Genomic DNA, 21594 nt, shown 5'->3' with positions numbered 1-21594 from the left:
TCCGACGTCAGCGCCGAACTGTGAATTACAGGTTCAGTTCACTTCGGACTGAACGGTGACTTTCAGGCCGGGCCGAAGAAGATGCTCCGGATTCGGAAACTCGCCCCAAACCGTGATTTTCTGCGTCTCTTCCTCGAACGTGTAGCCACCCGAAACAAGCTTGCCCCGGTACGGGTATTCCTCGCCATCCGGCAGGGTGAGCGAGAGCACGACCCCTTCGATCAAGGCTTCGTCCGAGGCGAACATCTTCTGCCGCGCCGCGTACACATCGTAAGGCACCTCACCCACAACCTGGATCGGATCGAGTTGCGTAATGATAGCCATGGTGATGTCCCCGTCGCCGACATCCTGCCAGCCGTTTTCACGCACCATTGATGCACTCATCACTCCCGAGAAGGGTGCTTTCTGTATCATCTGCATCACGCCAAGTTTTGCAAGACCAACATTCGCCTCGGCCTGTGCGACGTTGGCAAAGGCGATATCACGAAGTGCTTCGGCCTTCTCCAGGTCGACAGCAGAAACCACATCCCGATCCGCAAGAGTCTCAGCGCGTTTGACGTCTGCTATCGCCTCAAGCAATTGCGCGCGCGCGGCATCGAGCTGCGCTTGGGCAAGTTGCAACCGGTACTCCGCAGGCGGCTTTGCGAACTCGAACAGGATGTCGCCTTCCTCGACCATTTGGCCGGGTGCGAAGGTAATTTCCCGCAACCATGCGCTGACGATTGGCGTGATCTCGGCTTCACGTGCCGGAACAACGGTACCCTCGAATTCTGCAACCTCGAGTATGTTTTCTTGCGCGGGGGCCATGTTTGGAAATGCCATCACAAGCGAACTCACGAATGCGATCATTTGCATTGAGCAAAGTCGCGCCCACTCGCTCCGCGAAATACTGCCTTTTGCGTCGGCACTGCCGGATATCTTCATAACGTTTCGCCCCTTTTGAACAGCCCAAGTGTCGCGACCACATTCAGAATTGTTCCGCAACCATTGATCAAAACAGCAATTAGAAACGCAGAAACACTCGCATAGTTCTCCAAGCCACTTTGAAAATACCGAAGGATATTCCCGGCTACCCCGCCGCCCCCGAAGAGGATGAGCGCCGGGATCATTCCGATCCGGTACCAGCCGATATGGCCCGAGCGGCCGAGCCAGAGAATGCCCAGATAGACGATGAACATAGCGATTGAGGGACCGATGGCCGCCGCGCTGAGCGCCTTGCCGGTGGTCTCGCTACGGATCAGGTTGACGACGAGATAGGTGAGCGAGGCCGCCGCGAAAATCGACTGAAGCAACAGCAGACGGTTTAACGACAGCATCGGTCCGACCGCCTCACTCGATCTCGTTTTTATAGATAACACCATCTTTCATGATGAGATCGAAATTTTCATGCGGATCGGCGATCAGATCAATGTCCTCAAGCGGATTGCCATCGACAAGGATCAGATCGGCGTAGGCACCTTCCGCGATGACCCCCAAGGGGCCAGCCGGATAGGGGTGGCGCGGGCCTGCGAGTTCCAGCAGTTCCGCATTGTTCGACGTGGCCTGCTTCAGAACTTCGTAAGGCGTGTACCACCTTTGAAGTTTCGCCAGAAACGCGCCCTGACGCTCAGCGAGAGCGGGATCGAACAGGATGTCGGTGCCAAAGGCCACCTTGACCCCTACTTCTTTCGCGGTCTTGTAAGTGAAGTCGGTGCCGTTCGTGACATCGATCCATTTCTGCTGGCTCACGGGGTCATCGAAAGTAAAGCCATCCTCGTCATCGAGCAGCGGCTGCACCGACAGCCAGACATCGTTGTCGCGCATCAATTCCATCGTCTCGCGGCTCATGAGAAAGCCATGCTCGATGGTTTTCACGCCGGCCTCGACCGAGATACGTACAGCTTCGTCCGTAAAGGTGTGAGAGGCGACGTAGGTGTTGTAGGTGTCGGCGACTTCGACGAAAGCCTCGATTTCGGCTCGCGTGTACTGCCTGACGTCGAGAGGGTCATAGGTGGACGACACCCCGCCCCCTGTAGAAATCTTGAGCTGCGTCGCTCCCATACGCATGATTTCGCGGGCGCGCTTGGTCACCTCTGGCACCCCGTCCGCCATCGCCATGACGCCAACGCTGAACCAGTACCACTGGGAGTCCGCAGGATTGGTCGGCACCGCCTGGTAGGGGCGGTAGTCGAAATGGCCGCCTGTCTGCGTCACGGGCGGCCCCGATGGCAGGATGCGCGGGCCTTTCAACTCCCCCCGATCGATCATCCGCTTGATCGCGAAGGAGTTGCCGCCGACGTCACGCGTGGTCGTGAAACCACGCATCAACGTCTTTTCCGCACCTTGTGCGCCGCGGATGGCGATTTCGAGCACGTCGCCAGTCACCACGACACTTTGCGGGTTGCAGCAGTATAGCGTGTGCCAATGAACGTCGATCAGCCCGGGGATCAGCGTGCGCCCGCCGCCGTCAATCACGCGGCCGCCTGCCACCGCGAGATCTTCGGCCGACACAGCAGTAATCAGATTGTCGGTCACGACCACATTGGCGTTTTCGATGAGCGCCTCGTTGACGCCGTCGAAAACATTCACGTTGGTAATTAAAATGGGACCATCCGCATCTTGCGCGCAGACTGCAGAAGCGCCTATTGCAAAAATGGCAAGGGCAAAGCTATTAAATTTCATCACGGTCTCCTATCGGCTGCCGTGAAGCCTATTGCTTTTTTCAATTATTGTGTGGTCACAAAGTTATGCAGAAATTAAAAAAAAACGAAATTATTCTGAAGGAACCGACGTACTTTCGTTTCTCAAGCACACTCAGCGTATTGATGAACGAGGGGCTTCTGCAAGGTCAGATCGTGCAGTATTCGCCAAGCGAGGGCGTCGATCAGGTGATGGGGTTCAAATCGGACCGCGTCGGGCTCGTCCATACACGTTTTCCGCATGAAGCTTGCATACGCACCGAGCAACCCCGAGGCTATGTCACTTTTACGCTACCGGTCACGGATGCAAGTGATTGGAAATTGAACGGTGCCTCCGGCGGCAAACGGACTTTATTCCTGAATTTCGGCTGGGACGAAACGGAGCTTTTTGCCCCGAGCCGCAATCTCTTTGCGGGCAGCGTGGACACCGACTTGCTACTTAAAGTCATGGCGGCTCTTGTAGGATACAACCCCGATGAGACTGATATCCCCAAAGGGCCGATATCGCTTGAGCCACATACATTCGGCAACCTGATATCGGCGCTTGCAAACGCTGTTTACGGATCAACGAACTTTGACGACCCGGAAGCTGTAGAGCAGACCGTGGCCATCGCTTTGGCTACCGCCTTAATCGGCGAGGGAACGACGCATACGCCGCAAAACATTCGTTCCTATGAAACATTTCGTACCGCGCAGCAGTATCTGATGCAAAACCAAGACACCACGGTTAGCCTGCACGATCTATGCGGTTTATGCGGGGTCAGCGCACCAACATTAAATGCAGCTTTTTATCAAGTAACCGGTCTTTCTCCAGCAAGATACACTAGGCACTTGAGCTTATCGCGTGTTCACAATGAACTGTCCTTAGCCCGCGAAGAAAAACTGACTGTGAAGATGGCTGCCCGACGAGCGGGATTTTCTGAACTCGGTCGCTTCAGTGGGTTTTACAAACGGGTATACGGAGAACTGCCGTCGCAGATACTGGTGCGCTAGTGCTCCCCTTGATTGGCACAGATCTTCGATCATGTCTTCGTCTCCAACATAGATGAATTCCGGCAAAGAACGTCGACTTTCATGCGACCGCCTTTATATGAACCGGTCCTTATCGCCGGTAGCAAGTAGCGAATTTTTCGTTTTTAGAAGCAAACGCCACAAGACAGGCGAAGTTATCTACGAGACTGGTTTCAAACCGTTGCTGAATGTCAGCTAAGCAATTGCCTTCGGAAATTGATGCTATCCGCAGCATTCAGTAGTTTGGGCTCAATCCTGCCATTTGAGGGCGGATTGAGCAATCGCAGCATGGGCTGACCCACTTGACGGAAGTCCACATAAGAAAAGCGCCGCCAATGACGCGACCATTTGCTTAGGTCGGGGTGCTTACTTGGTGCAGCGCTTTTCGGCGTCTTCGATTGCTGCGGTAAAGCCCAGCAGCGAGAAGGTGTCCTTGGTTTGCGTGCCGCGTTCGGACCGGGCAGTCAGAACAGCCTCGGTTCCGCGTTTCAGCGCGGTGACGATCTTGGCGTCATCTGCATCTGACGCAGGCCAGGCCCACTCACCTTCGGTGAACAGTTCAAACTCGGACCCGTCGACATTCAGGTTCACCGTCGATCCCGGAGCAAACGGGTAGCCGCCGGTAAAGGTCACTTGTCCTTTGACCTCGGCATTGGGGCGATAGAACACAAACAACAGGATGTCGCTGCGCCGCACGGATACGACGCGCCCGCCCCGGGTGTTCACCGTTTCCTTGGGGGCCGAAACGCTCCAGCATTCGGTGGGATCATCTTCGACAAAAACGCTCCAGTCCGTTTTTGCAGCAACCCGGTTTGTGCTTGTCGCCTGCTGGGCGATTGCAGAAGTCGCGGCGATGCCTGCCACACACAGGCCCGCAATCGTACGAACGAGCATTGATCCCATTTGTCCAGCCTCCTAGCTCGACCGATACCTCAAATCCATCGGACATGGCTGCGAACCCTTCCGGCCCGTCTATTCCGTTGCGCATTCCGATGATTGCCGACATACACACACTAACGCAGGTTTCGCCACAGGCGAAAGGGCGATTGGCAGAATTTTGCGCATTAATTTCGGAGGTCCAGATGACGCAGCCCGTAGCAATGACAGAACTGCGGCGTGGCAACTTGCTGGAAAGCCTGCATCTGGGCCACGCGGTCATCTGCGACGACACCGGCCAGATCGTGCGCAGCTGGGGCGACCCGCAGGCGGTTATCTATCCGCGCTCATCCGCCAAGATGATTCAGGCGCTTCCGCTGGTCACGTCGGGAGCCGCGGCAAAATACGGATTGAACAGCGAACATCTTGCGCTGGCCTGCGCGTCCCACAATGGGGCCGCGATCCATACCGACCGCGTGACAGCGTGGCTTGATCATCTGGGGCTGAGCGAGCACGACTTGCGCTGCGGGCCACAGGAGCCAGCGGACACTGCCGCGCGGGATCGGCTTATCCTGGCGGATGACACCCCGTGCCAGATCCACAACAACTGTTCCGGCAAGCATTGTGGTTTCCTGACACTGGGTCAGCATATGGGCGCAGGGCCGGAATATCTGGAAATCGATCACCCGGTGCAGCAGGCCTGCTTGTCTGCCATCGAAGAGACGTCAGGCGAAACCAGCCCCGGTTACGGTATTGACGGCTGTTCCGCCCCGAATTTCGCCGTGTCGCTGACCGGGCTGGCCCGGTCGATGGCATGGTTCGCCAGCGCCTCGGATCGGTCCGACCGTTCCAGCGAGGCAGCGGTTCAGTTGGTGGCGGCCATGGTGAAACACCCGGAACTGGTCGCCGGTGAGACCCGTGCCTGCACCGAACTGATGCGCGCCATGAACGGACGCGCCGCCATCAAGACCGGGGCCGAGGCGGTGTTTGTAGCCATCATCCCGGAAAAACGCATGGGCGTTGCGCTGAAGATTACCGACGGCACCACACGGGCCAGCGAATGCGCCATCGCCGCTATTCTGGTGAGCCTTGGTGTGCTGGAGGCCGATCACCCGGCCACCCGCAAGTTCATGAACGCCACGCAATACAGCCGCCGGGGGCTGGAATGCGGCGTGATCAAACCTGCGCCGGGTTTCCCCGGCTAAGGCCCCTACATCTCGATCTCGTGCACCTCGGCCACCTCGACCGAGCCCGAGCCGTTGACGACCATCGGACAGCCCTTGGCCATCTCGGTCGCGGCTTCGATACTGTCGGCCTTGATCACGGTAAAGCCCGAGGCCGGGTTTGCGCCGCCATTGTCGACAACCCCGCTGCTGCTGACCGTATAGGACTGTCCGACCGGGTTGCCGGGGATTTCCAACGCTTCGGCCATACCCTGAAACCATGCGCCCCAAGCGGCCATGGTCGCCTCAATCTCGGCGGGGTCGGTCGGGGTGTGTCCCCCGTGATAAACAAACAAATATTGGGGCATATCGCTCCTCCCTGATGAAACCTTATTTGCACTTCGCTTCGAGTTTGCGCAGCGAAGACGTCCAGCCCTGATTGTGGTTCGCGGCTGCTTCGGCATCGGCCAGTTCGCGGTGGTCCAAAACCAAGCGTGACCCTGTGCCCGTCGCTGTGACCGTGAAGGAAACGTGGCTTTCGGCCCCGCGCTGATCCTGATCGTCATGCCAGCCCCAGGTAAACCCCACCGAGTTTGGCGGGTCGACATGCGTGACGTGGCCCGAGACCTTGTATTGCTGGCCCTCGCCGTTTTCCATGACCGAATACCACGGGCCGGTGCGCGAGAAATCCAGATTATGCTCGGGGACATGCATCCCTTCGGGCCCCCACCATTGCAACAACCGGCTGCCGTCGCTGATCCATGCAAACAGATCCTCTGGGCTGACGGGGAAGTCCCGTTCCAGTTTCAGGTCGGCCATGACTTCTCCCTTTCGATGATATCACTGAGGCGATCGAGGCTGCTTTCCCAGAATTGCCGTTTGGAGATCGTCCAGTCGGCAATCATCCGCAGCCCGTCGGACCGGATGGAGTACATCCGTTGGGTGCCCCGCACGCGCTGCTGCACCAACCCTGCCTCGCGCAACACTTTCAGATGGCGCGAAATCGCAGCACCGGACATTCCGCGCCCTTCGATCAGGTCACCGGCGGGCAGTTCGCCCTGCTCCATCAGCTGCTCGACAATCGAGAACCGGGTGGCATCGGACAAAGCGGAAAAGGTGGTCAGAAGCGTGCTCATAACCTCTATTTAACACAAGTGTTAAATAATGAAAAGCCCTGTCAGGATTCGGTAAAATCCAAGCGACTGTACCCTTGCAGGTAAAGCAGTGCCGTCAGATCGCCGTGATTCACCCGCACGTCACATTTCGCGGCCACCGACGGCTTGGCGTGAAGGGCAACCCCGGTTCCGGCCCGCCCCAGCATGCCCAGATCATTGGCCCCGTCGCCCACGGCGATCACGTCATTTTCGGACAACCCAAGACGCGTGGAAATCTGCTCAAGCGCCTCGATCTTGGCTTGCCGCCCCAATATGGGACGCGCCACATCGCCCGTCAGTTTGCCATCTGCGGCCAGCAGAGTGTTGGCGCGATTTTCATCGAACCCCAGCAGCTCTGCCACCCGCGCGGTGAAGGCGGTAAAGCCACCGGACACCAGTGCAGCATAGGCACCGTTGGCTCGCATTGTTGCCAGCAACGCCTGTCCGCCGGGCATCAGGGTGATCCGTTCGCGCAGGACTTTGCCAATGACGCTTTCATCCAGATCCTTCAGCAGACCAACCCGTTCGATCAGAGCACCTTCGAAATCCAGCTCTCCGTTCATGGCGCGGGCGGTGATGTCCTTGACCCTTTCGCCGACGCCAGCCTCATCCGCCAGTTCGTCAATGCATTCCTGCTGGATCATGGTGCTGTCCATATCGGCCAACAGCATCTTTTTGCGCCTCCCCTGTGCGGGCTGCACAATCAGGTCCACGCCCATGCCTTGCAGATCAGCCCAAACATCCCAGCGATTGGCGGGCATGTCACTCAGCTCAAACTCGACCGCCTCGTCAGGGCTGAGCCACAGGACATCTCCACCGCCCCACGCGTTGCGCAGCGATTCAGGCAAGGCACGGTCCAGCGAGGGTGCAACCGGGTTGGTCAGCAAAGTGGCGACGTACATATTCCAATCTCCAGTGTCATACCCATGCGGGACGGTCAGGGCGTCAACGGTGTTCGACCTTGTTCGGTCAGTTCCCAGCATTTCTGTCCCTCGAATACAGCGACGCCCGTCGGGCGTCCGTACCCGGCCCCCGTGTCCAGATTGATCCGGTTGCCATAATGCGTCGCCTGATCCACAGGCGTGTGACCATGAACGATCAGTTTGGGGTGCGGGCCGTGGTAGTCGTGGAAGTCCTGTCTGATCCAGATCAGATCACTTGCCTGCTGTTCATTCAGCGGCACACCCGGACGGATACCCGCATGAACAAAGACAATCTCGGGCGTCTGATGCATCACCACCAGATCGCGCAGGAAGGTCAGGTGCGACTTCGGCACGGCTGTCTGAGCCATACGGTGCAGGTTTTCAAGGCGGATCTGACCTTCGAATTCCACCCCATAGCTGCGCAGGGTGTCGACCCCGCCCAACCTGTCATGCAGCCAGTGGTATCCCACCAACAAATGCGGATCGTGGCGCGGAGTGTCCTCCATGAACCAGGCAAACATGCGGTCGTGATTGCCCAGAAGAGTAATCCAGTTCCGACCCGCATCACGCCCGGCAATCAGGCGGTCGATCAGCCCGCGACTGTCAGGGCCGCGATCCACGTAATCACCAAGGAACACGATCTGCGCATCGAGGCCGCCATCGCTTTGGATCAGAGACAGCGCGCGGTCCAGTTCGGCCACCTGCCCGTGCAGATCACCAATGGCATAGACTGGCAATGTCATAGAATCCTCCGGCGGTATGAGTCAGCTCGCTTGTGACTCAGATTGCGAAATCAGAGAAGAAAGGACCCGGGTATTCGCATAACCGGGTCGTGAACTGTTTCTTAAACTCAACAGCCGCGATCAGGCGACGTCGAATTCCAGCGGTTTGATCTGCGTGAACAGGCCTGTTTCGGCAAGCTTTGCCCGTGCTTCGGCCGGGACCGGTTCGTCGACATAGAGCAACGCAATCGCTTCGCCGCCAGCCTCTGTGCGGCCGAGGGTAAAATTGGCGATGTTGACGTTGTTCTCACCCATGGTCTGACCCAGCGTGCCGATGATGCCGGGCACGTCTTCGTTGGTGGTGTACAGCATATGAGCGCCGACCTCGGCATCGATATTGATGCCTTTGATCTGGATGAAGCGCGGCTTGCCATCGCTGAACACCGTACCCGCGATCGACCGTTCACGCTTGTCCGTTACGACCGTGACCTTGATATAGCCATCAAAAACACCCGACTTATCCTGATTGGTGGTCGAGATTTTGATCCCGCGTTCTTTCGCGACCACAGGGGCCGAGACCATGTTCACCTCGGGGTTGAACTTTTTCATGATCCCCGCGACCACCGAACAGTTCAGCGCAGCCAGGTTCATTTCAGCGGCCACACCGTCATAGAGGATGTTGATCGCCTTGACCGGTTCATCCGTCATCTGGCCGATGAAGCTGCCCAGATGACCTGCCAGCTTGATCCACGGCCCCATCAGCTTGGCTTCTTCCGCTGTCACGCTGGGCATGTTCAGCGCGTTCTCGACCGCGCCCGTCAGCAGGTAGTTCGAAATCTGTTCAGCCACCTGCAAGGCCACGTTCTCCTGCGCCTCGGTGGTCGCCGCACCCAGATGGGGCGTGCAGACCACGTTGGGCAGGTTGAACAATGCGTTGTCCTTGGCGGGTTCCTCGCTGAACACGTCAAAGGCCGCTCCGGCAACATGACCGGATTGCAGCATTTCGGCCAGAGCCACTTCATCGACCAGACCGCCGCGGGCACAGTTGATGATCCGTACGCCTTTTTTGGTTTTGGCCAGATTCTCGCGGCTCAGGATGTTGCGGGTCTGATCCGTCAGCGGCACATGCAGGGTAATGAAATCGGCGCGCGCCAGCAGTTCGTCCAGCTCGACCTTCTCGACGCCCATCTTGGACGCTTTCTCTTCGCCCAGATAAGGATCATAAGCGATGACTTTCATTTTCAGGCCCAAAGCCCGTTCGCACACGATGCCACCAATGTTACCGGCACCGATCACGCCCAGTGTCTTGTTGGTCAGCTCGATCCCCATGAACTTGGACTTTTCCCACTTGCCCGCATGGGTCGAGGTGCTGGCCTCGGGGATTTGCCGCGCCACGGCGAACATCATCGCGATGGCGTGTTCGGCGGTGGTGATCATGTTGCCGAAGGGTGTGTTCATCACGATCACCCCTTTTTTCGAGGCCGCCTCTTTGTCGACATTGTCGGTGCCGATCCCGGCGCGGCCGATGACCTTCAGCCTGTCGGCTTTTTCCAGAAGGGTCGGTGTAACCTTGGTTGCCGAACGGATGGCGAGGCCATCATATTGACCGATCACCTCGGCAAGCTTGTCTTTGTCTTTGCCCAGCTCGGGCATGAAATCCACGTCGATGCCGCGGTCGCGGAAAATCTGCACTGCGGTTTCGCTGAGATTGTCGGATACGAGTACTTTGGGAGCCATTTTGGTTGGTCCTTTGAATTCTTCAGAGGGTAGCGCGCTGACGCCCGCCTTACATCAGTGATGGGGTAGGCCGGGCTTCAGCCCGGCACATGAAACTCAGGCAGCCTGCGCCTGCGCTTTGATCTCGGTCGCAAAGGCCCATGCCAGCCAGGGCAGCATCGCCTGAATATCCGAGGTTTCAACCGTACCGCCGCACCAGATGCGCAGGCCCGCAGGCGCGTCGCGATAAGCGCCGATATCAAGTGCGATATTCTCGGCTTCAAGTCGCTTGGCGACTGCCTTGGCAAAGGCTGCACCGTCCTGAATACGCGCGTCGGTGAACTTCAGGCAGACCGAAGTGTTCGACCGTGTCGCCTCATCCTCTGCCAGGTTTGCGATCCAGCCGTTCTGGTCGCAGAACGCGTGTACCGCACCCGCATTGGCATCCGCACGCGCGATCAGCCCCTGCAATCCGCCCACCGAGCGGGCCCAGTCCAGCGCAAAAAGATAATCTTCGACCGCCAGCATTGACGGCGTGTTGATCGTTGCCCCGGTAAAGATGCCTTCGATCAGTTTGCCGCCCTTGGTCAGGCGGAAAATCTTGGGCAGCGGCCATGCGGGGGTATAGCTTTCCAACCGTTCAACAGCACGCGGGCTGAGGATCAGCATCCCGTGGGCCGCTTCGCCCCCCAGTACTTTCTGCCAGCTGAAGGTTGTTACATCCAGCTTGTCCCAGGGCAGATCCATCGCAAAGGCCGCCGAGGTTGCATCGCAGATCGTCAGGCCCTGGCGGTCATCGGCAATCCAGTCGCCATTGGGTACCCGTACACCCGAGGTGGTGCCGTTCCACGTAAAGACCACGTCATTCGCGAAATCGACCGAGGCCAGATCAACGATCTGCCCGTAATCCGCCGTCTTCACCTCGGCGTCGATTTTCAACTGCTTGACCACATCGGTCACCCAGCCGGACCCAAAGCTTTCCCAGGCCAGCATCTCGACCTTGCGCGCACCCAGCAAAGACCACAGCGCCATTTCAACCGCGCCGGTGTCCGAAGCGGGAACGATGCCAATGCGATAATCCGCCGGAATGCCCAGAATCTCGCGCGTGCCTTCGATGGCCGCCTTCAGCTTATCCTTGCCAGTAGCGGCGCGGTGCGACCGGCCCAATGCGGCATCAGCCAGTTTTGTCAGGTCAAATGTGGGGGGTTTGGCACAGGGGCCCGAAGAAAAGCGCGGATTTGCCGGCCGCGTCGCCGGTTGTTCGATCGTCATGTGTATTACCCTTCCAGATACACGCCCCTCGTTGGGGAGGGGTGTCCCACGGACAGACCTAGGGGGCCTTCGCACCTGCAGCAAGCAGAAAAGACGCTTTACCGGGTAAAAACGACATCTGAAACGGGCACAAATCAGAACACGCGTTTCCGATTGGCGAAAAACCCCGCCGATGTTTCGGCGGGGTAGGGTTGTGTTACTCTGCGGCGTCTTCGTATGCGTCCATGGGTGGGCATGTGCAGACGAGGTTTCGGTCGCCGTATGCGTTGTCGACGCGGTTGACGGGGGACCAGTATTTGTCGACGCCCATGGAGCCCGGAGGGAAGCAGGCCTGTTCGCGGGTGTAGGGGCGGTCCCAGTCGCCGACCAGATCACGCACCGTGTGAGGGGCGTTTTTCAGCGGGTTGTTTTCCGCGTCGATCTTGCCGTCGATGATGTCCTGCGCTTCCGAGCGGATCGAGAGCATGGCGTCGCAGAAACGGTCGAGCTCGTCCTTGGGTTCGGATTCGGTGGGCTCGACCATCAGGGTTCCGGCCACCGGCCAGCTCATCGTGGGGGCGTGGAAGCCTGAATCGACCAGACGCTTGGCCACATCGTCGACGGTGACATGCGCCGCCTCGTCCAGCGGTCTTGTGTCGAGGATGCATTCATGCGCCACCCGGCCCGTTTCCGATGTGTAGAGGATCGGATAGGCGTCCTTGAGCCGCGCCGCGATGTAGTTGGCGTTCAGGATCGCCACTTTGGTGGCCTGCGTCAGCCCCGCACCGCCCATCAGCAGCACATAGGCCCATGAGACGGGAAGGATCGAGGGCGAGCCGAATGGGGCCGCCGAGACCGGACCCACGGCGGTGCCATATTCCGGGTGGCCCGGCAGATGCTCGGCCAGATGCGCCTTGACGCCGATCGGACCCATGCCGGGGCCGCCACCGCCATGCGGGATGCAGAAGGTCTTGTGCAGGTTCAGGTGGCTGACATCGCCGCCAATGTCACCGGGGCGCGACAGGCCGACCATGGCGTTCATGTTGGCGCCGTCGATATAGACCTGACCGCCGTGATCATGGGTGATCTGGCAGACCTCCTGCACGGTGGTCTCAAACACGCCATGGGTCGAGGGGTAGGTGATCATGCAGGCGGCCAGATGGTCCGAATGCTTTTCCGCCTTTTCGCGGAAGTCATTCAGATCGATGTTGCCCTTGTCATCCGATTTCACCGGCACAACCTGCCAGCCCACCATCTGCGCCGAAGCCGGGTTGGTGCCATGGGCCGAGGTCGGGATCAGGCAGACATTGCGCTGCCCTTCGCCACGGGCGAAGTGATAGTTGCGGATGGTCAGAAGGCCCGCATATTCGCCCTGCGCGCCCGAGTTGGGCTGCTGGCTGATTGCGTCATACCCGGTGATCTGGCACAGCTTGTCGTTCAGATCCGCAATCATCTCGTGATAGCCCCGCGCCTGATCTTCGGGCACGAAGGGATGCAGGTTGCCGAACTCGGGCCAGGTGACCGGGATCATCTCGATCGTGGCGTTCAGCTTCATGGTGCACGAGCCCAGCGGGATCATCGCCCGGTCCAGCGCCAGATCGCGGTCGGCCAGACGGCGCATATAGCGGGTGATCTCGGCCTCGGCCCGGTTCTTGTGGAAGATCGGGTGGGTCAGGTACTCGCTTTCGCGCAGCGCGTAATCCGGCAGGCGGTATTGCTTGTTCGAGCTGTCATCCTTGCGGTCGATGCCGAAGGCACCCCAGACCGCCTCGATGGTTTCGGGGCGGGTCTGTTCGTCCAGGCTGATGCCCACGCGGGTCTCGCCGACCTTGCGCAGGTTGACGCCACGGGCCACGGCGGCCTCCATCACTACGTTCTGCAGGTGGCCGACCTCGACCGTGATGGTGTCGAAGAACACTTCGGGTTCCACCGCAAAGCCCGCCTCTTCCAGACCGGCGGCCAGGCGCGAGGTTTTGCGGTGCACCGATTGCGCGATCGCCTTGATGCCGTCGGGTCCGTGATAGACCGCATACATCGAGGCAATGACCGCCAGCAGCGCCTGCGCGGTACAGACGTTCGAGTTCGCCTTTTCGCGGCGGATGTGCTGCTCGCGGGTCTGCAGCGCCAGGCGGTAGGCCTTGTTGCCGCGGCTGTCGATGCTGACCCCGATGATCCGGCCCGGCATCGAGCGCTTCAGCTTGTCGGTGGTCGCCATATACGCGGCGTGCGGGCCGCCATAACCCATCGGCACGCCAAAGCGCTGGGTCGAGCCGATGGCGATATCCGCGCCCATCTCGCCGGGGGATTTCAGCAGCGCCAGCGACAGGATGTCAGCGGCGACAACGGCGATGGCGTTATGTTCATGCAGCGCCGCGATCTCGTTCGTGAAGTCGCGCACATGGCCATGGGTGCCCGGATACTGGAAGATTGCACCAAAGACGGCACCTGCATCCAGCTGATCGGGATCGCCCACCTGCACGTCGATGCCCAGCGGCTCGGCGCGGGTTTTGATGACCGCGATGGTCTGCGGATGGCAGTTGCGGTCGACGAAGAAGGCCGCGTTATTGGCCTTGGACCGGCCGCCGCGCTTGGCCATCGCCATGGCTTCTGCCGCGGCAGTGGCTTCGTCCAGCAGCGAGGCGTTGGCCACATCGAGCCCGGTCAGGTCGCTGACCATGGTCTGGAAGTTCAGCAGCGCTTCGAGCCGGCCCTGGCTGATCTCGGGCTGATAGGGTGTGTAGGCCGTGTACCAGGCCGGGTTTTCCAGAATGTTGCGCAGGATCGGCGCCGGGGTGGTGGTGCCGTAATAGCCCTGACCGATCAGCGAGGTCAGAACCTTGTTCTTGCCCGCCACCTGCTTCATGTGAAAGAGCGCATCGCGTTCCGTCATCGCCGGGCCCCAGTCCAGCGGCTCCTTCTGCCGGATCGCGGGCGGGACGGTGGCGTCGATCAGCTGGTCCAGCGTCTTGAAGCCGATCACCTGCAGCATGTCGCGCATCTCGGTGGGCGACGGGCCGATGTGGCGGCGATTGGCGAAGTCATAGGCTTCGTAGTCGGTCAGTTTGAAGGCCATTGCAGCGCTCCTCAAAGAATGTCTCGCCCGGCCGCTCTGGCAGATGCCTCCGGCGGGAGTATTTGGAAAAAGATGAAGCGGGGAGCCCCGGTCTCTGGGGCTCCGGGCCGGATTTAGCCGATGAAGGCCTTGTAGCCGGCTTCGTCCATCAGATCTTCCAGCTGCGCGGCATCGGCGATCTTGATCTTGTAGATCCAGGCCTCGCCTTCGGGGTCGTCGTTCAGCGCGCCGGGATTGTCGGCCAGCGACTCGTTCACCTCGATAATCTCACCATCAACCGGCGCGTAAAGCTCGGAGGCGGCCTTGACGGATTCGATCACGCCGATCTCGCTGTCCTTGTCGAACTCTTCGCCCACTTCCTGCTGCTCGACAAAGACCACCTCACCCAGCTGCTCGGCCGCGTGTTTGGTGATGCCCAGCGTGGCCGTGTCGCCTTCGACCGCCAGCCATTCATGCTCTTCGGAATAATAGGTTGCCATGGTGTCTCTCTCCTGACTTCAACGCTTGTAATTCTGTTTGACGAAGGGCAGCGCCACGATCTGCGCCGGTTGCGCCTTGCCCCGGATGATCAGGTTGACCTTCTCGCCCGGCTCGCCATGGCCCGCGGACACATAGCCCATTGCAACCGGGCCGCCGACCGTGGGGCCAAAGCTGCCCGAGGTGATCTGACCGATGGTGTTGCCCTCAAGGCATTGCACCTCGACCCCCTGACGCGCGGGCGCGCGGCCGTCGGGCTTGATGCCCACCAGCTTGCGCGCAGGCCCCTCGGCCAGTTCGCGCTGCACACGTTCCGCACCCGGAAAGCCGCCTTCTTCCTTGCGGCGTTTCTGCATCGCCCAGCCAAGGCCGGCCTCGACCGGCGAGGTGCTCTGGTCAATGTCATTGCCGTACAGGCACAGACCCGCCTCCAGCCGCAGGCTGTCGCGCGCGCCCAGACCCGCCGGTTCGCAATCCTCATGCGCCAGGAACGCCCGGGTAATCTCGATCGCCTTGTCTTCGGGGATCGAGATCTCGTACCCGTCCTCACCCGTATATCCCAGCCGCGAGATGCGGCATTCGACACCCAGGATGTCAGCAATCGTGGTTTCCATGAACTTGAGGTCGCGCGCCGCAGGGCAGAGCGCACTCACCACGTCCTCGGCCTTGGGACCTTGCACGGCCACCAGCGCGCGGTCGAAGATCTCGGTCACTTCGACACCTTCGAGATTGTCGCGCATATGCGGAATGTCCTGATGGCGCAGCGCCGCGTTCACGACCACAAAGTAATGATCCCCCGCATTCGACACGATCAGGTCATCCATGATCCCGCCTTCGGCATTGGTGAAGAACCCGTACCGCGCCTTGCCTTCCTTCAGCGTCGCATAAGCCTGCGGACACAGAGCTTCCAGCTTCTCGCCCACATTCTCGCCCCGCAAAATCACCTGACCCATATGCGACACATCAAACAACGCCGCCTTCTCGCGGCACTGCTTATGCTCGCCCATGATCCCCAGCGGATACTGAACTGGCATCTCCCACCCGGCAAAATCAACCATCTTGCCGCCCAACTCAACATGCAAGGCATACAACGGCGTGCGTCTAATCTCGGTCATCTTGGATACCTTTTCGTATCTTTCGGTTTCGAACGCATTCCCGTCAGTCTGCCCCACGCTATCAATTTTGCAACGATTCCGGTCAAATTGCGAACCAGAGTACCGCCTGTGGGACAAGTCTGTATACGGGCGTATGCATCCTTAGCGTTCCTATAGGAAACTTTTTTCCGTTAGGCAACATTGGTCTTTTGGCTTTTGCAAAGGTTTGCCGATCACAGTTTCGAGCGCGACGATAACACCAGACAAACCAACCGCAATGGCCTGTAAAAACAGTATTTTGCCCGCACCTTATCGCACCCGCCCTTCAAGTGACTGCACTGCGAGATCCAGCACACTCAGCCCGGCCACAAGATCGCTTTCGGCGGTATCTTCGGCAAAATCGTGGCTTATACCGTTGATTGACGGCACGAACAGCATCGCAACGGGCATCAGGCGCGACACGTTTGTGGCATCGTGCAACGCGCCCGACGGCATCCTGCGCCATTTGCCGGGGGCCACCTGTTCGGCCCCATGTTCCAGCGCCGCGCGCAGGGTCTGATCCATCGTGACGGGTTCCAACCCGAGCAAAGGGCCGTAGGTCAGCACCATGTCCTGTTCGCTGGCTACTTCCTGTGCTGTGGTACGGAAGATCTCCTCCATCCGCGACAGCCGATCCGGATCGCCATCGCGCCACTGCATCGAGAACCGCGCCCGACCCGGCACGATGGACGACGCATTGGGGTGAAGATCGACCCGCCCGATGGTCCAGACGGTTTGTGGTGTCACCACGTTGCGAAACCGTTCGTTGAGGCGCGTGTTGAACAGTGACAACGCCTGAAACGCATCCTGGCGCAAATGCATCGGTGTGGTGCCCGCGTGATTCTGCTGCCCTTCGAAAGTGACCGACATGTCCCGGATGCCGACGATATCGGTCACGACGCCGATCTGCTCGTTCGCTGCGTCCAGAGAGGGGCCCTGTTCGATATGCATCTCGACAAAGCCGCTGAACCGCGCGGGATCGACAAAACCCTGCGACAGATCCGCCATGGAAGATCGGGCCTCGCCAAAGCTGACGCCAGAACCGTCGGTCAACACATCGGCCTTGTCCAGCGGCAGACCGCCGGACCAGACCGCCGAGCCCGTGGTCACACCGAACCGGCCTTCTTCGTCCTGAAAACTGACGACCGAGATCGGCTGGTCGCTGGACCGCGCGATCTCCAGCGCGGCAATCACGCCGAGCGCGCCGTCCAGCCAGCCGCCTTCGGGCTGGCTGTCGGAATGCGACCCCATGAGCAGAGAACGGCCAGGCGCCAGCCCGAACAGATTGCCGACCGGGTCGAAATGCGGTGTCAGACCTGCGTCGGCCATACGGTCCGCCAGCCATTGGCGCGCCGCAATATCCGCTTTTGAATAGGCCGGGCGGATGACTCCTTTGCCCACACCCGAGGCACCGAATTCACGCAGCTTGTGCAGATCATCGAGAAAACGCGTGTGATCGACGGCCATGAATCCCTCCGGGCGCAGTTGGTCAGGGCGACCATAGCCAGAAACCGGACAGCTGCGAATGTTTTTCCGGCGAGATCAAGAAACCCCTCTGGTCCCGGCAAGGAACCTGCCCTAAGACTTCGGCGCAAGAGGGAGCAACATGTCACATATCACATTGGTGCGCCACGGGCAGGCAAACACGACAGCGCGCGACGAAGCAAGCTATGACAAGCTGAGCGATCTGGGCCATCAACAGGCCCGCTGGCTGGGCGCGCATCTGCGTGACACCCGCAGCCACTATACACGCGTCTATTGTGGCACCCTGACCCGCCACACCGAGACGGTGGCCAGCATGGAATTGACCGATCCTGTCTGCGACGCACGGCTGAACGAGATCGAGTATTTCACCCTTGCACAGTTGTTCGAAGAACAGCACGGCGTCGAAATCCCGACCGACCGCGAGGGATTTGTCGAACACTTGCCCAAAACCTTCGCGGCCTGGGCCAGTGGAAAGATCGAGAACGCTCCGGAAACCTTCGACGCGTTTGAAGCCCGCGTCCGCGATGCGCTGCACGAGATCGGGACCGAGGGCGGACCGGCCATCGTCGTGACCTCGGGCGGGTTGATCTCGATGGTGGTGCGGCAGGCGATGGGGTTGGACATCCCGTCGATGGCGCGGGTGGCCCTTGCCATCATGAACACGTCGATGCATCGTCTGCACCCGATTGGCGCGCAGCTGAGCCCGGTCCTGTTCAATGCGGTGCCGCATCTGGAAGCACCTGACCGGCAGTTTGCGCAGACCCACCTGTAGGAAGCAGATTGGAGATCCCCGATGCAGCTTTATTACGCACCCCGAACCATCTCGGTCGCTGTTGCGATTGCTCTGGAAGAGGCCGGACTGGACTATGAAGCAATCAAGCTGGACTTTGCCGATGGGGAACAGACAAAACCGGCCTACAAGCAGATCAATCCCAAGGGGCGCGTTCCGGCGCTGGTGGTCGATGGCGGCATCCTGACCGAGACCGGCGCGTTGCTGGAATATATTGCGGCCAAGGCACCCGAGGCCGGGTTGGTGCCAGCTGATCCGGTCATGGCCGCCCGCATGCGCGAGGTGATGTTCTATCTGGCCTCGACCATGCATGTGAACCACGCCCACAAGCTGCGCGGGCATCGCTGGGCCGACAAGAAATCCAGCTGGAAAGACATGACGGACAAGGTCGCGCAGACGATGACTGCATCTTGCGACTATATCTCGTCAAACGGGTTGCGCGGGCCGTTTGTTCTGGGGGACGCGTTCTCTCTGGCCGATGCCTATCTTTATGTGGTTTGCAGCTGGCTGGAAGGCGACGGCGTCGATGTCTCGGCCTTCCCCAGGATCATCGCCTTCCGCGAGGCGATGGAGGCACGGCCTTCGGTTCAGGCGGTGCGCGCTGCCGGGATGCTCTGACAAAAGGAACTAAGATGACACATCTCTGGGTCAGGGCGGAACAGCGCCCGAACGAGGAACGGGTGGGGCTGACACCCGAAGGAGCCGCAGCACTGATCGCCGCAGGTATCCGCGTGACGGTTGAGGAAAGCCATGTCCGCGCCATTCCGATTGATGGCTACAAGGACGCTGGCTGTGCAATCGCGGCTGAGAATTCGTGGCCCGAGGCCCCGCTGGACGCGATCATCTTTGGCCTCAAGGAACTGCCCGAAGATGGCACCCCCCTGCCCCATCGCCACATCATGTTCGGCCATGCCTATAAGGGCCAGCATTCGGGTCGCGCGCTGCTGGAGCGGTTCAAGGCCGGGGGCGGCACGCTTTATGATCTGGAATACCTGGTGAGCGAAGATGGCCGCCGGGTTGCCGCCTTTGGCTATTGGGCCGGGTATGCCGGTGCTGCGGTAACGCTCAAGACGTGGGCGGCACAGCAACGGGGCGAGGCATGCCCGCCGGTTGGGGTGTATGCAGGCAAAGACGTTCTGAACTCTGAATTGCTGGCCGAGTTGGACGCCACCGGAGCCCCACGCCCCCGCGCCATCGTGATCGGTGCACTGGGTCGCGTGGGTACGGGGGCCGCAGACCTGTGCGACGCGATGGGCGTCGACGTCACCAAATGGGACATGGCGGAAACCGCCAGCGGCGGACCGTTTCCGGAAATTCTGGACCACGACCTGTTCCTGAACTGCATCTTCGCGCGCCCCGGAACCCCGGTCTTTGTTCCGCGTGAGGCGTTGACTGCCCCGCGCAACCTGACTGCTATCGGCGATGTCGCCTGCGACCCGGACAGTGATTACAACCCGGTGCCGGTCTATGACCGTGCAACCACATGGGACGCGCCAGCTTTGCGCGTGGCAACCGATCCGGTGATGGACGTGATGGCCATCGATAACCTGCCGTCGATGCTGCCGGTCGAAAGTTCGGAAGATTATGCGGCACAGCTTTTGCCGTCGCTTCTGACCCTGACCGATCTGGACAGCGGCGTCTGGGGTCGGGCAGAAGCAACTTACAAAACACATATCGAAGGGATCTGAGCGATGATGATTCACTGGTGTGGCACCGGCCTGTCGGCCATCCCCGGCCTGCGCCGCCTGATCGAGGGCCGTCACAAGGTCACTGTCTGGAACCGGACGGTCGAAAAAGCCAGGGCCGAGGTTGGGGACCTGACCAACGATATTCGCGCCTTCGACATCGACGCTCTGGGTGGTGTGCTTGAGAAGGGCGACGTGATCGTGTCCATGCTGCCGGGCGACTGGCACGTACCACTGGCAGAACTGGCGATTGCGAAACAGGCCAATTTCGTGTCGTCATCGTATATCGCGCCCGAAATGCGCGCACTGGACGACAAGGCGCGCGAGGCCGGTGTGGCGCTGGTCAACGAAGTTGGTCTGGATCCGGGCATCGACCACCTGATGGCCCATGCACTGGTCGATGACTATCGCGCCTCGGATGCGTTCGATCCGCAAAACCACCTGAGCTTTATTTCGTATTGCGGTGGCATTCCCAAGATCCCGAACCCGTTCCGCTACAAGTTCAGCTGGTCGCCCTTGGGTGTGCTCAAGGCGCTGCGGTCGCCGTCGAAGTCGATCCGCGACTATGCCCCGCTGGACGTTGCCCGCCCGTGGGATGCGATCAGCAGCTATATCGCGCCACTGCCAACGCCGGAAAGTTTCGAGGTCTATCCCAACCGCGACTCGATCCCGTTCAAGGCGCAGTACCAGTTCGAGGATCACTGGCCCGTCAGGGAATTCGTCCGCGGCACCCTGCGCCTGAACGGCTGGGCGGATACGTGGTCGGACGTGTTCCGTGAAATCGAAACCCTGTCGGGCCCGGAAGGGGATGCGCGTCTGAAAGAGATGTCTGACCAGTTCTGGAGCGAAAACGCCTATGACGAAGGTGAGCCCGACCGCGTTGTGCTGTGTGTTGGACTGAAAGCCGAGAAAGACGGCGTTCCTGTCTGGCACAAGACCTATGTCATGGACGCCTGGGGCGATGAGCGCGGCACAGCAATGGCGCGTCTGGTATCGATCCCGGTTTCACTTGCCGTCGAGGCCGTTTTGAACCGCGCCATCCCGGCAGGCGTTCACGCAGCCCCGAGCGACCCAAAACTGGTACAGGGCTGGATGGCCGAGATCGACAGGTTGGCCCAGCACTTGCAGATCGTGGATCATACGGCCTGATCGCACGAAAAAAGCCATTCCAGAGTTTCTGGAATGGCTTTCATTGTTCTTCTTCAGGCATGGTAAACTCGTCTGGATTTCTCTGAAGGTATCTTCAGATATAGCGCTCGATGGTGTCTTCGACATCGCTGCGGTTGATGCCAAGCTCTGCCAGCTGATGGTCGGTCAGGCCGTTCAGATGCTGGGCGGCCCGAACGATATCCGGGCTGATGGCTCGAATGCGCATGGCGCGATCAAACAGCAACAAGGCGCTGGCGGCCGGGGTCGGTTGATTGGTCGAGGGGATAAAGTCAAACATACTGATTACC

The 21594-nt window shown here is 59.9% G+C and carries 22 protein-coding genes; 6 read left to right on the top strand and 16 right to left on the bottom strand.

The genetic code is table 11. The annotated features are described in order from the left end of the window. Positions 1–33: 33 nt before the first annotated feature. From ACR0JI_RS06770 to ACR0JI_RS06760, 3 genes are all read right to left on the bottom strand, one after another. Positions 34–822: an efflux RND transporter periplasmic adaptor subunit gene (locus ACR0JI_RS06770; RefSeq protein WP_480493911.1), complete on the bottom strand. Its 789-nt coding sequence runs from the start codon at positions 820–822 to the stop codon at positions 34–36. Between the two features lie 98 nt (positions 823–920). Further along, positions 921–1316, bottom strand: a complete 396-nt coding sequence (locus tag ACR0JI_RS06765) for a hypothetical protein (protein WP_480493912.1) — start codon at positions 1314–1316, stop codon at positions 921–923. 13 nt (positions 1317–1329) lie between these two features. Then, a complete protein-coding gene (locus ACR0JI_RS06760) occupies positions 1330–2661 on the bottom strand; it encodes a metal-dependent hydrolase family protein (protein ID WP_480493913.1) in 1332 nt (443 codons plus the stop codon). A gap of 65 nt (positions 2662–2726) precedes the next feature. Here ACR0JI_RS06760 and ACR0JI_RS06755 point away from each other — a divergent pair, with 65 nt between their 5' ends. After that, positions 2727–3671, top strand: a complete 945-nt coding sequence (locus ACR0JI_RS06755; protein ID WP_480493914.1) for a helix-turn-helix domain-containing protein — start codon at positions 2727–2729, stop codon at positions 3669–3671. A 384-nt stretch (positions 3672–4055) separates the two neighbouring features. On the opposite strand, the gene ACR0JI_RS06750 is transcribed toward ACR0JI_RS06755, so the two are convergent. Beyond that, on the bottom strand, positions 4056–4592 hold the full coding sequence (locus tag ACR0JI_RS06750; protein ID WP_480474205.1) for an invasion associated locus B family protein: 537 nt from the start codon (positions 4590–4592) through the stop codon (positions 4056–4058). Between the two features lie 179 nt (positions 4593–4771). Between ACR0JI_RS06750 and ACR0JI_RS06745 the strand changes: the two genes are divergently transcribed. Further along, positions 4772–5770, top strand: coding sequence for an asparaginase (locus tag ACR0JI_RS06745; protein WP_480493915.1), 999 nt, complete (start codon positions 4772–4774; stop codon positions 5768–5770). Positions 5771–5775: 5 nt separating this feature from the next. On the opposite strand, the gene ACR0JI_RS06740 is transcribed toward ACR0JI_RS06745, so the two are convergent. The 11 genes from ACR0JI_RS06740 to ACR0JI_RS06690 all read right to left on the bottom strand — a co-directional run bounded on the left by ACR0JI_RS06740 (position 5776) and on the right by ACR0JI_RS06690 (position 17644). Beyond that, a complete protein-coding gene (locus tag ACR0JI_RS06740; protein WP_267364302.1) occupies positions 5776–6096 on the bottom strand; it encodes a YciI family protein in 321 nt (106 codons plus the stop codon). 22 nt (positions 6097–6118) lie between these two features. After that, complete coding sequence (locus ACR0JI_RS06735; protein WP_480493916.1) at positions 6119–6547, bottom strand: SRPBCC family protein; 429 nt, start codon at positions 6545–6547, stop codon at positions 6119–6121. After that, positions 6535–6864, bottom strand: coding sequence for an ArsR/SmtB family transcription factor (locus ACR0JI_RS06730; RefSeq protein ID WP_480493917.1), 330 nt, complete (start codon positions 6862–6864; stop codon positions 6535–6537). Before ACR0JI_RS06730 ends, ACR0JI_RS06735 begins: the two co-directional genes overlap by 13 nt. Before the next feature lie 41 nt (positions 6865–6905). Next, entirely contained in the window at positions 6906–7784 is an 879-nt protein-coding gene (gene serB, locus ACR0JI_RS06725) for a phosphoserine phosphatase SerB (protein WP_480494046.1), read from the bottom strand. Positions 7785–7819: 35 nt separating this feature from the next. Next, complete coding sequence (locus ACR0JI_RS06720) at positions 7820–8548, bottom strand: metallophosphoesterase family protein (RefSeq protein ID WP_480493918.1); 729 nt, start codon at positions 8546–8548, stop codon at positions 7820–7822. Positions 8549–8668: 120 nt separating this feature from the next. Then, a complete protein-coding gene (gene serA / locus ACR0JI_RS06715; protein WP_480493919.1) occupies positions 8669–10264 on the bottom strand; it encodes a phosphoglycerate dehydrogenase in 1596 nt (531 codons plus the stop codon). Between the two features lie 96 nt (positions 10265–10360). Further along, positions 10361–11515 carry a phosphoserine transaminase gene (locus tag ACR0JI_RS06710; RefSeq protein WP_480493920.1) on the bottom strand — a complete coding sequence of 385 codons (1155 nt, stop codon included), beginning with the start codon at positions 11513–11515 and terminating at the stop codon, positions 10361–10363. Positions 11516–11711: 196 nt separating this feature from the next. Continuing rightward, on the bottom strand, positions 11712–14567 hold the full coding sequence (gcvP, locus tag ACR0JI_RS06705; RefSeq protein ID WP_480493921.1) for an aminomethyl-transferring glycine dehydrogenase: 2856 nt from the start codon (positions 14565–14567) through the stop codon (positions 11712–11714). Between the two features lie 113 nt (positions 14568–14680). Further along, positions 14681–15046 (bottom strand): glycine cleavage system protein GcvH, encoded by a 366-nt coding sequence (gene gcvH, locus ACR0JI_RS06700; protein WP_480493922.1) that lies wholly within the window; start codon positions 15044–15046, stop codon positions 14681–14683. 18 nt (positions 15047–15064) lie between these two features. Further along, positions 15065–16159 (bottom strand): glycine cleavage system aminomethyltransferase GcvT, encoded by a 1095-nt coding sequence (gene gcvT, locus ACR0JI_RS06695; RefSeq protein ID WP_480493923.1) that lies wholly within the window; start codon positions 16157–16159, stop codon positions 15065–15067. 288 nt (positions 16160–16447) lie between these two features. After that, positions 16448–17644 (bottom strand): Zn-dependent hydrolase, encoded by a 1197-nt coding sequence (locus ACR0JI_RS06690; RefSeq protein WP_480493924.1) that lies wholly within the window; start codon positions 17642–17644, stop codon positions 16448–16450. 139 nt (positions 17645–17783) lie between these two features. Between ACR0JI_RS06690 and ACR0JI_RS06685 the strand changes: the two genes are divergently transcribed. From ACR0JI_RS06685 to ACR0JI_RS06670, 4 genes are read left to right on the top strand one after another with little or no spacing between them, the layout of a single operon-like run. Continuing rightward, positions 17784–18434: a histidine phosphatase family protein gene (locus ACR0JI_RS06685; protein ID WP_480493925.1), complete on the top strand. Its 651-nt coding sequence runs from the start codon at positions 17784–17786 to the stop codon at positions 18432–18434. A 21-nt stretch (positions 18435–18455) separates the two neighbouring features. Continuing rightward, positions 18456–19070: a glutathione S-transferase family protein gene (locus ACR0JI_RS06680; RefSeq protein ID WP_480474213.1), complete on the top strand. Its 615-nt coding sequence runs from the start codon at positions 18456–18458 to the stop codon at positions 19068–19070. 14 nt (positions 19071–19084) lie between these two features. Further along, positions 19085–20140 (top strand): saccharopine dehydrogenase, encoded by a 1056-nt coding sequence (locus tag ACR0JI_RS06675; protein ID WP_480493926.1) that lies wholly within the window; start codon positions 19085–19087, stop codon positions 20138–20140. A 3-nt stretch (positions 20141–20143) separates the two neighbouring features. Continuing rightward, a complete protein-coding gene (locus ACR0JI_RS06670) occupies positions 20144–21286 on the top strand; it encodes a saccharopine dehydrogenase family protein (protein WP_480493927.1) in 1143 nt (380 codons plus the stop codon). Between the two features lie 94 nt (positions 21287–21380). On the opposite strand, the gene ACR0JI_RS06665 is transcribed toward ACR0JI_RS06670, so the two are convergent. Then, on the bottom strand, positions 21381–21584 hold the full coding sequence (locus ACR0JI_RS06665; protein ID WP_480474216.1) for a DUF1127 domain-containing protein: 204 nt from the start codon (positions 21582–21584) through the stop codon (positions 21381–21383). Positions 21585–21594 lie beyond the last annotated feature (10 nt).

Source organism: Ruegeria sp. N10, from assembly GCF_056531545.1.
The sequence above is the reverse complement of the archived record's forward strand: the minus strand, read 5'-3'. Positions and strand labels throughout refer to the sequence as shown.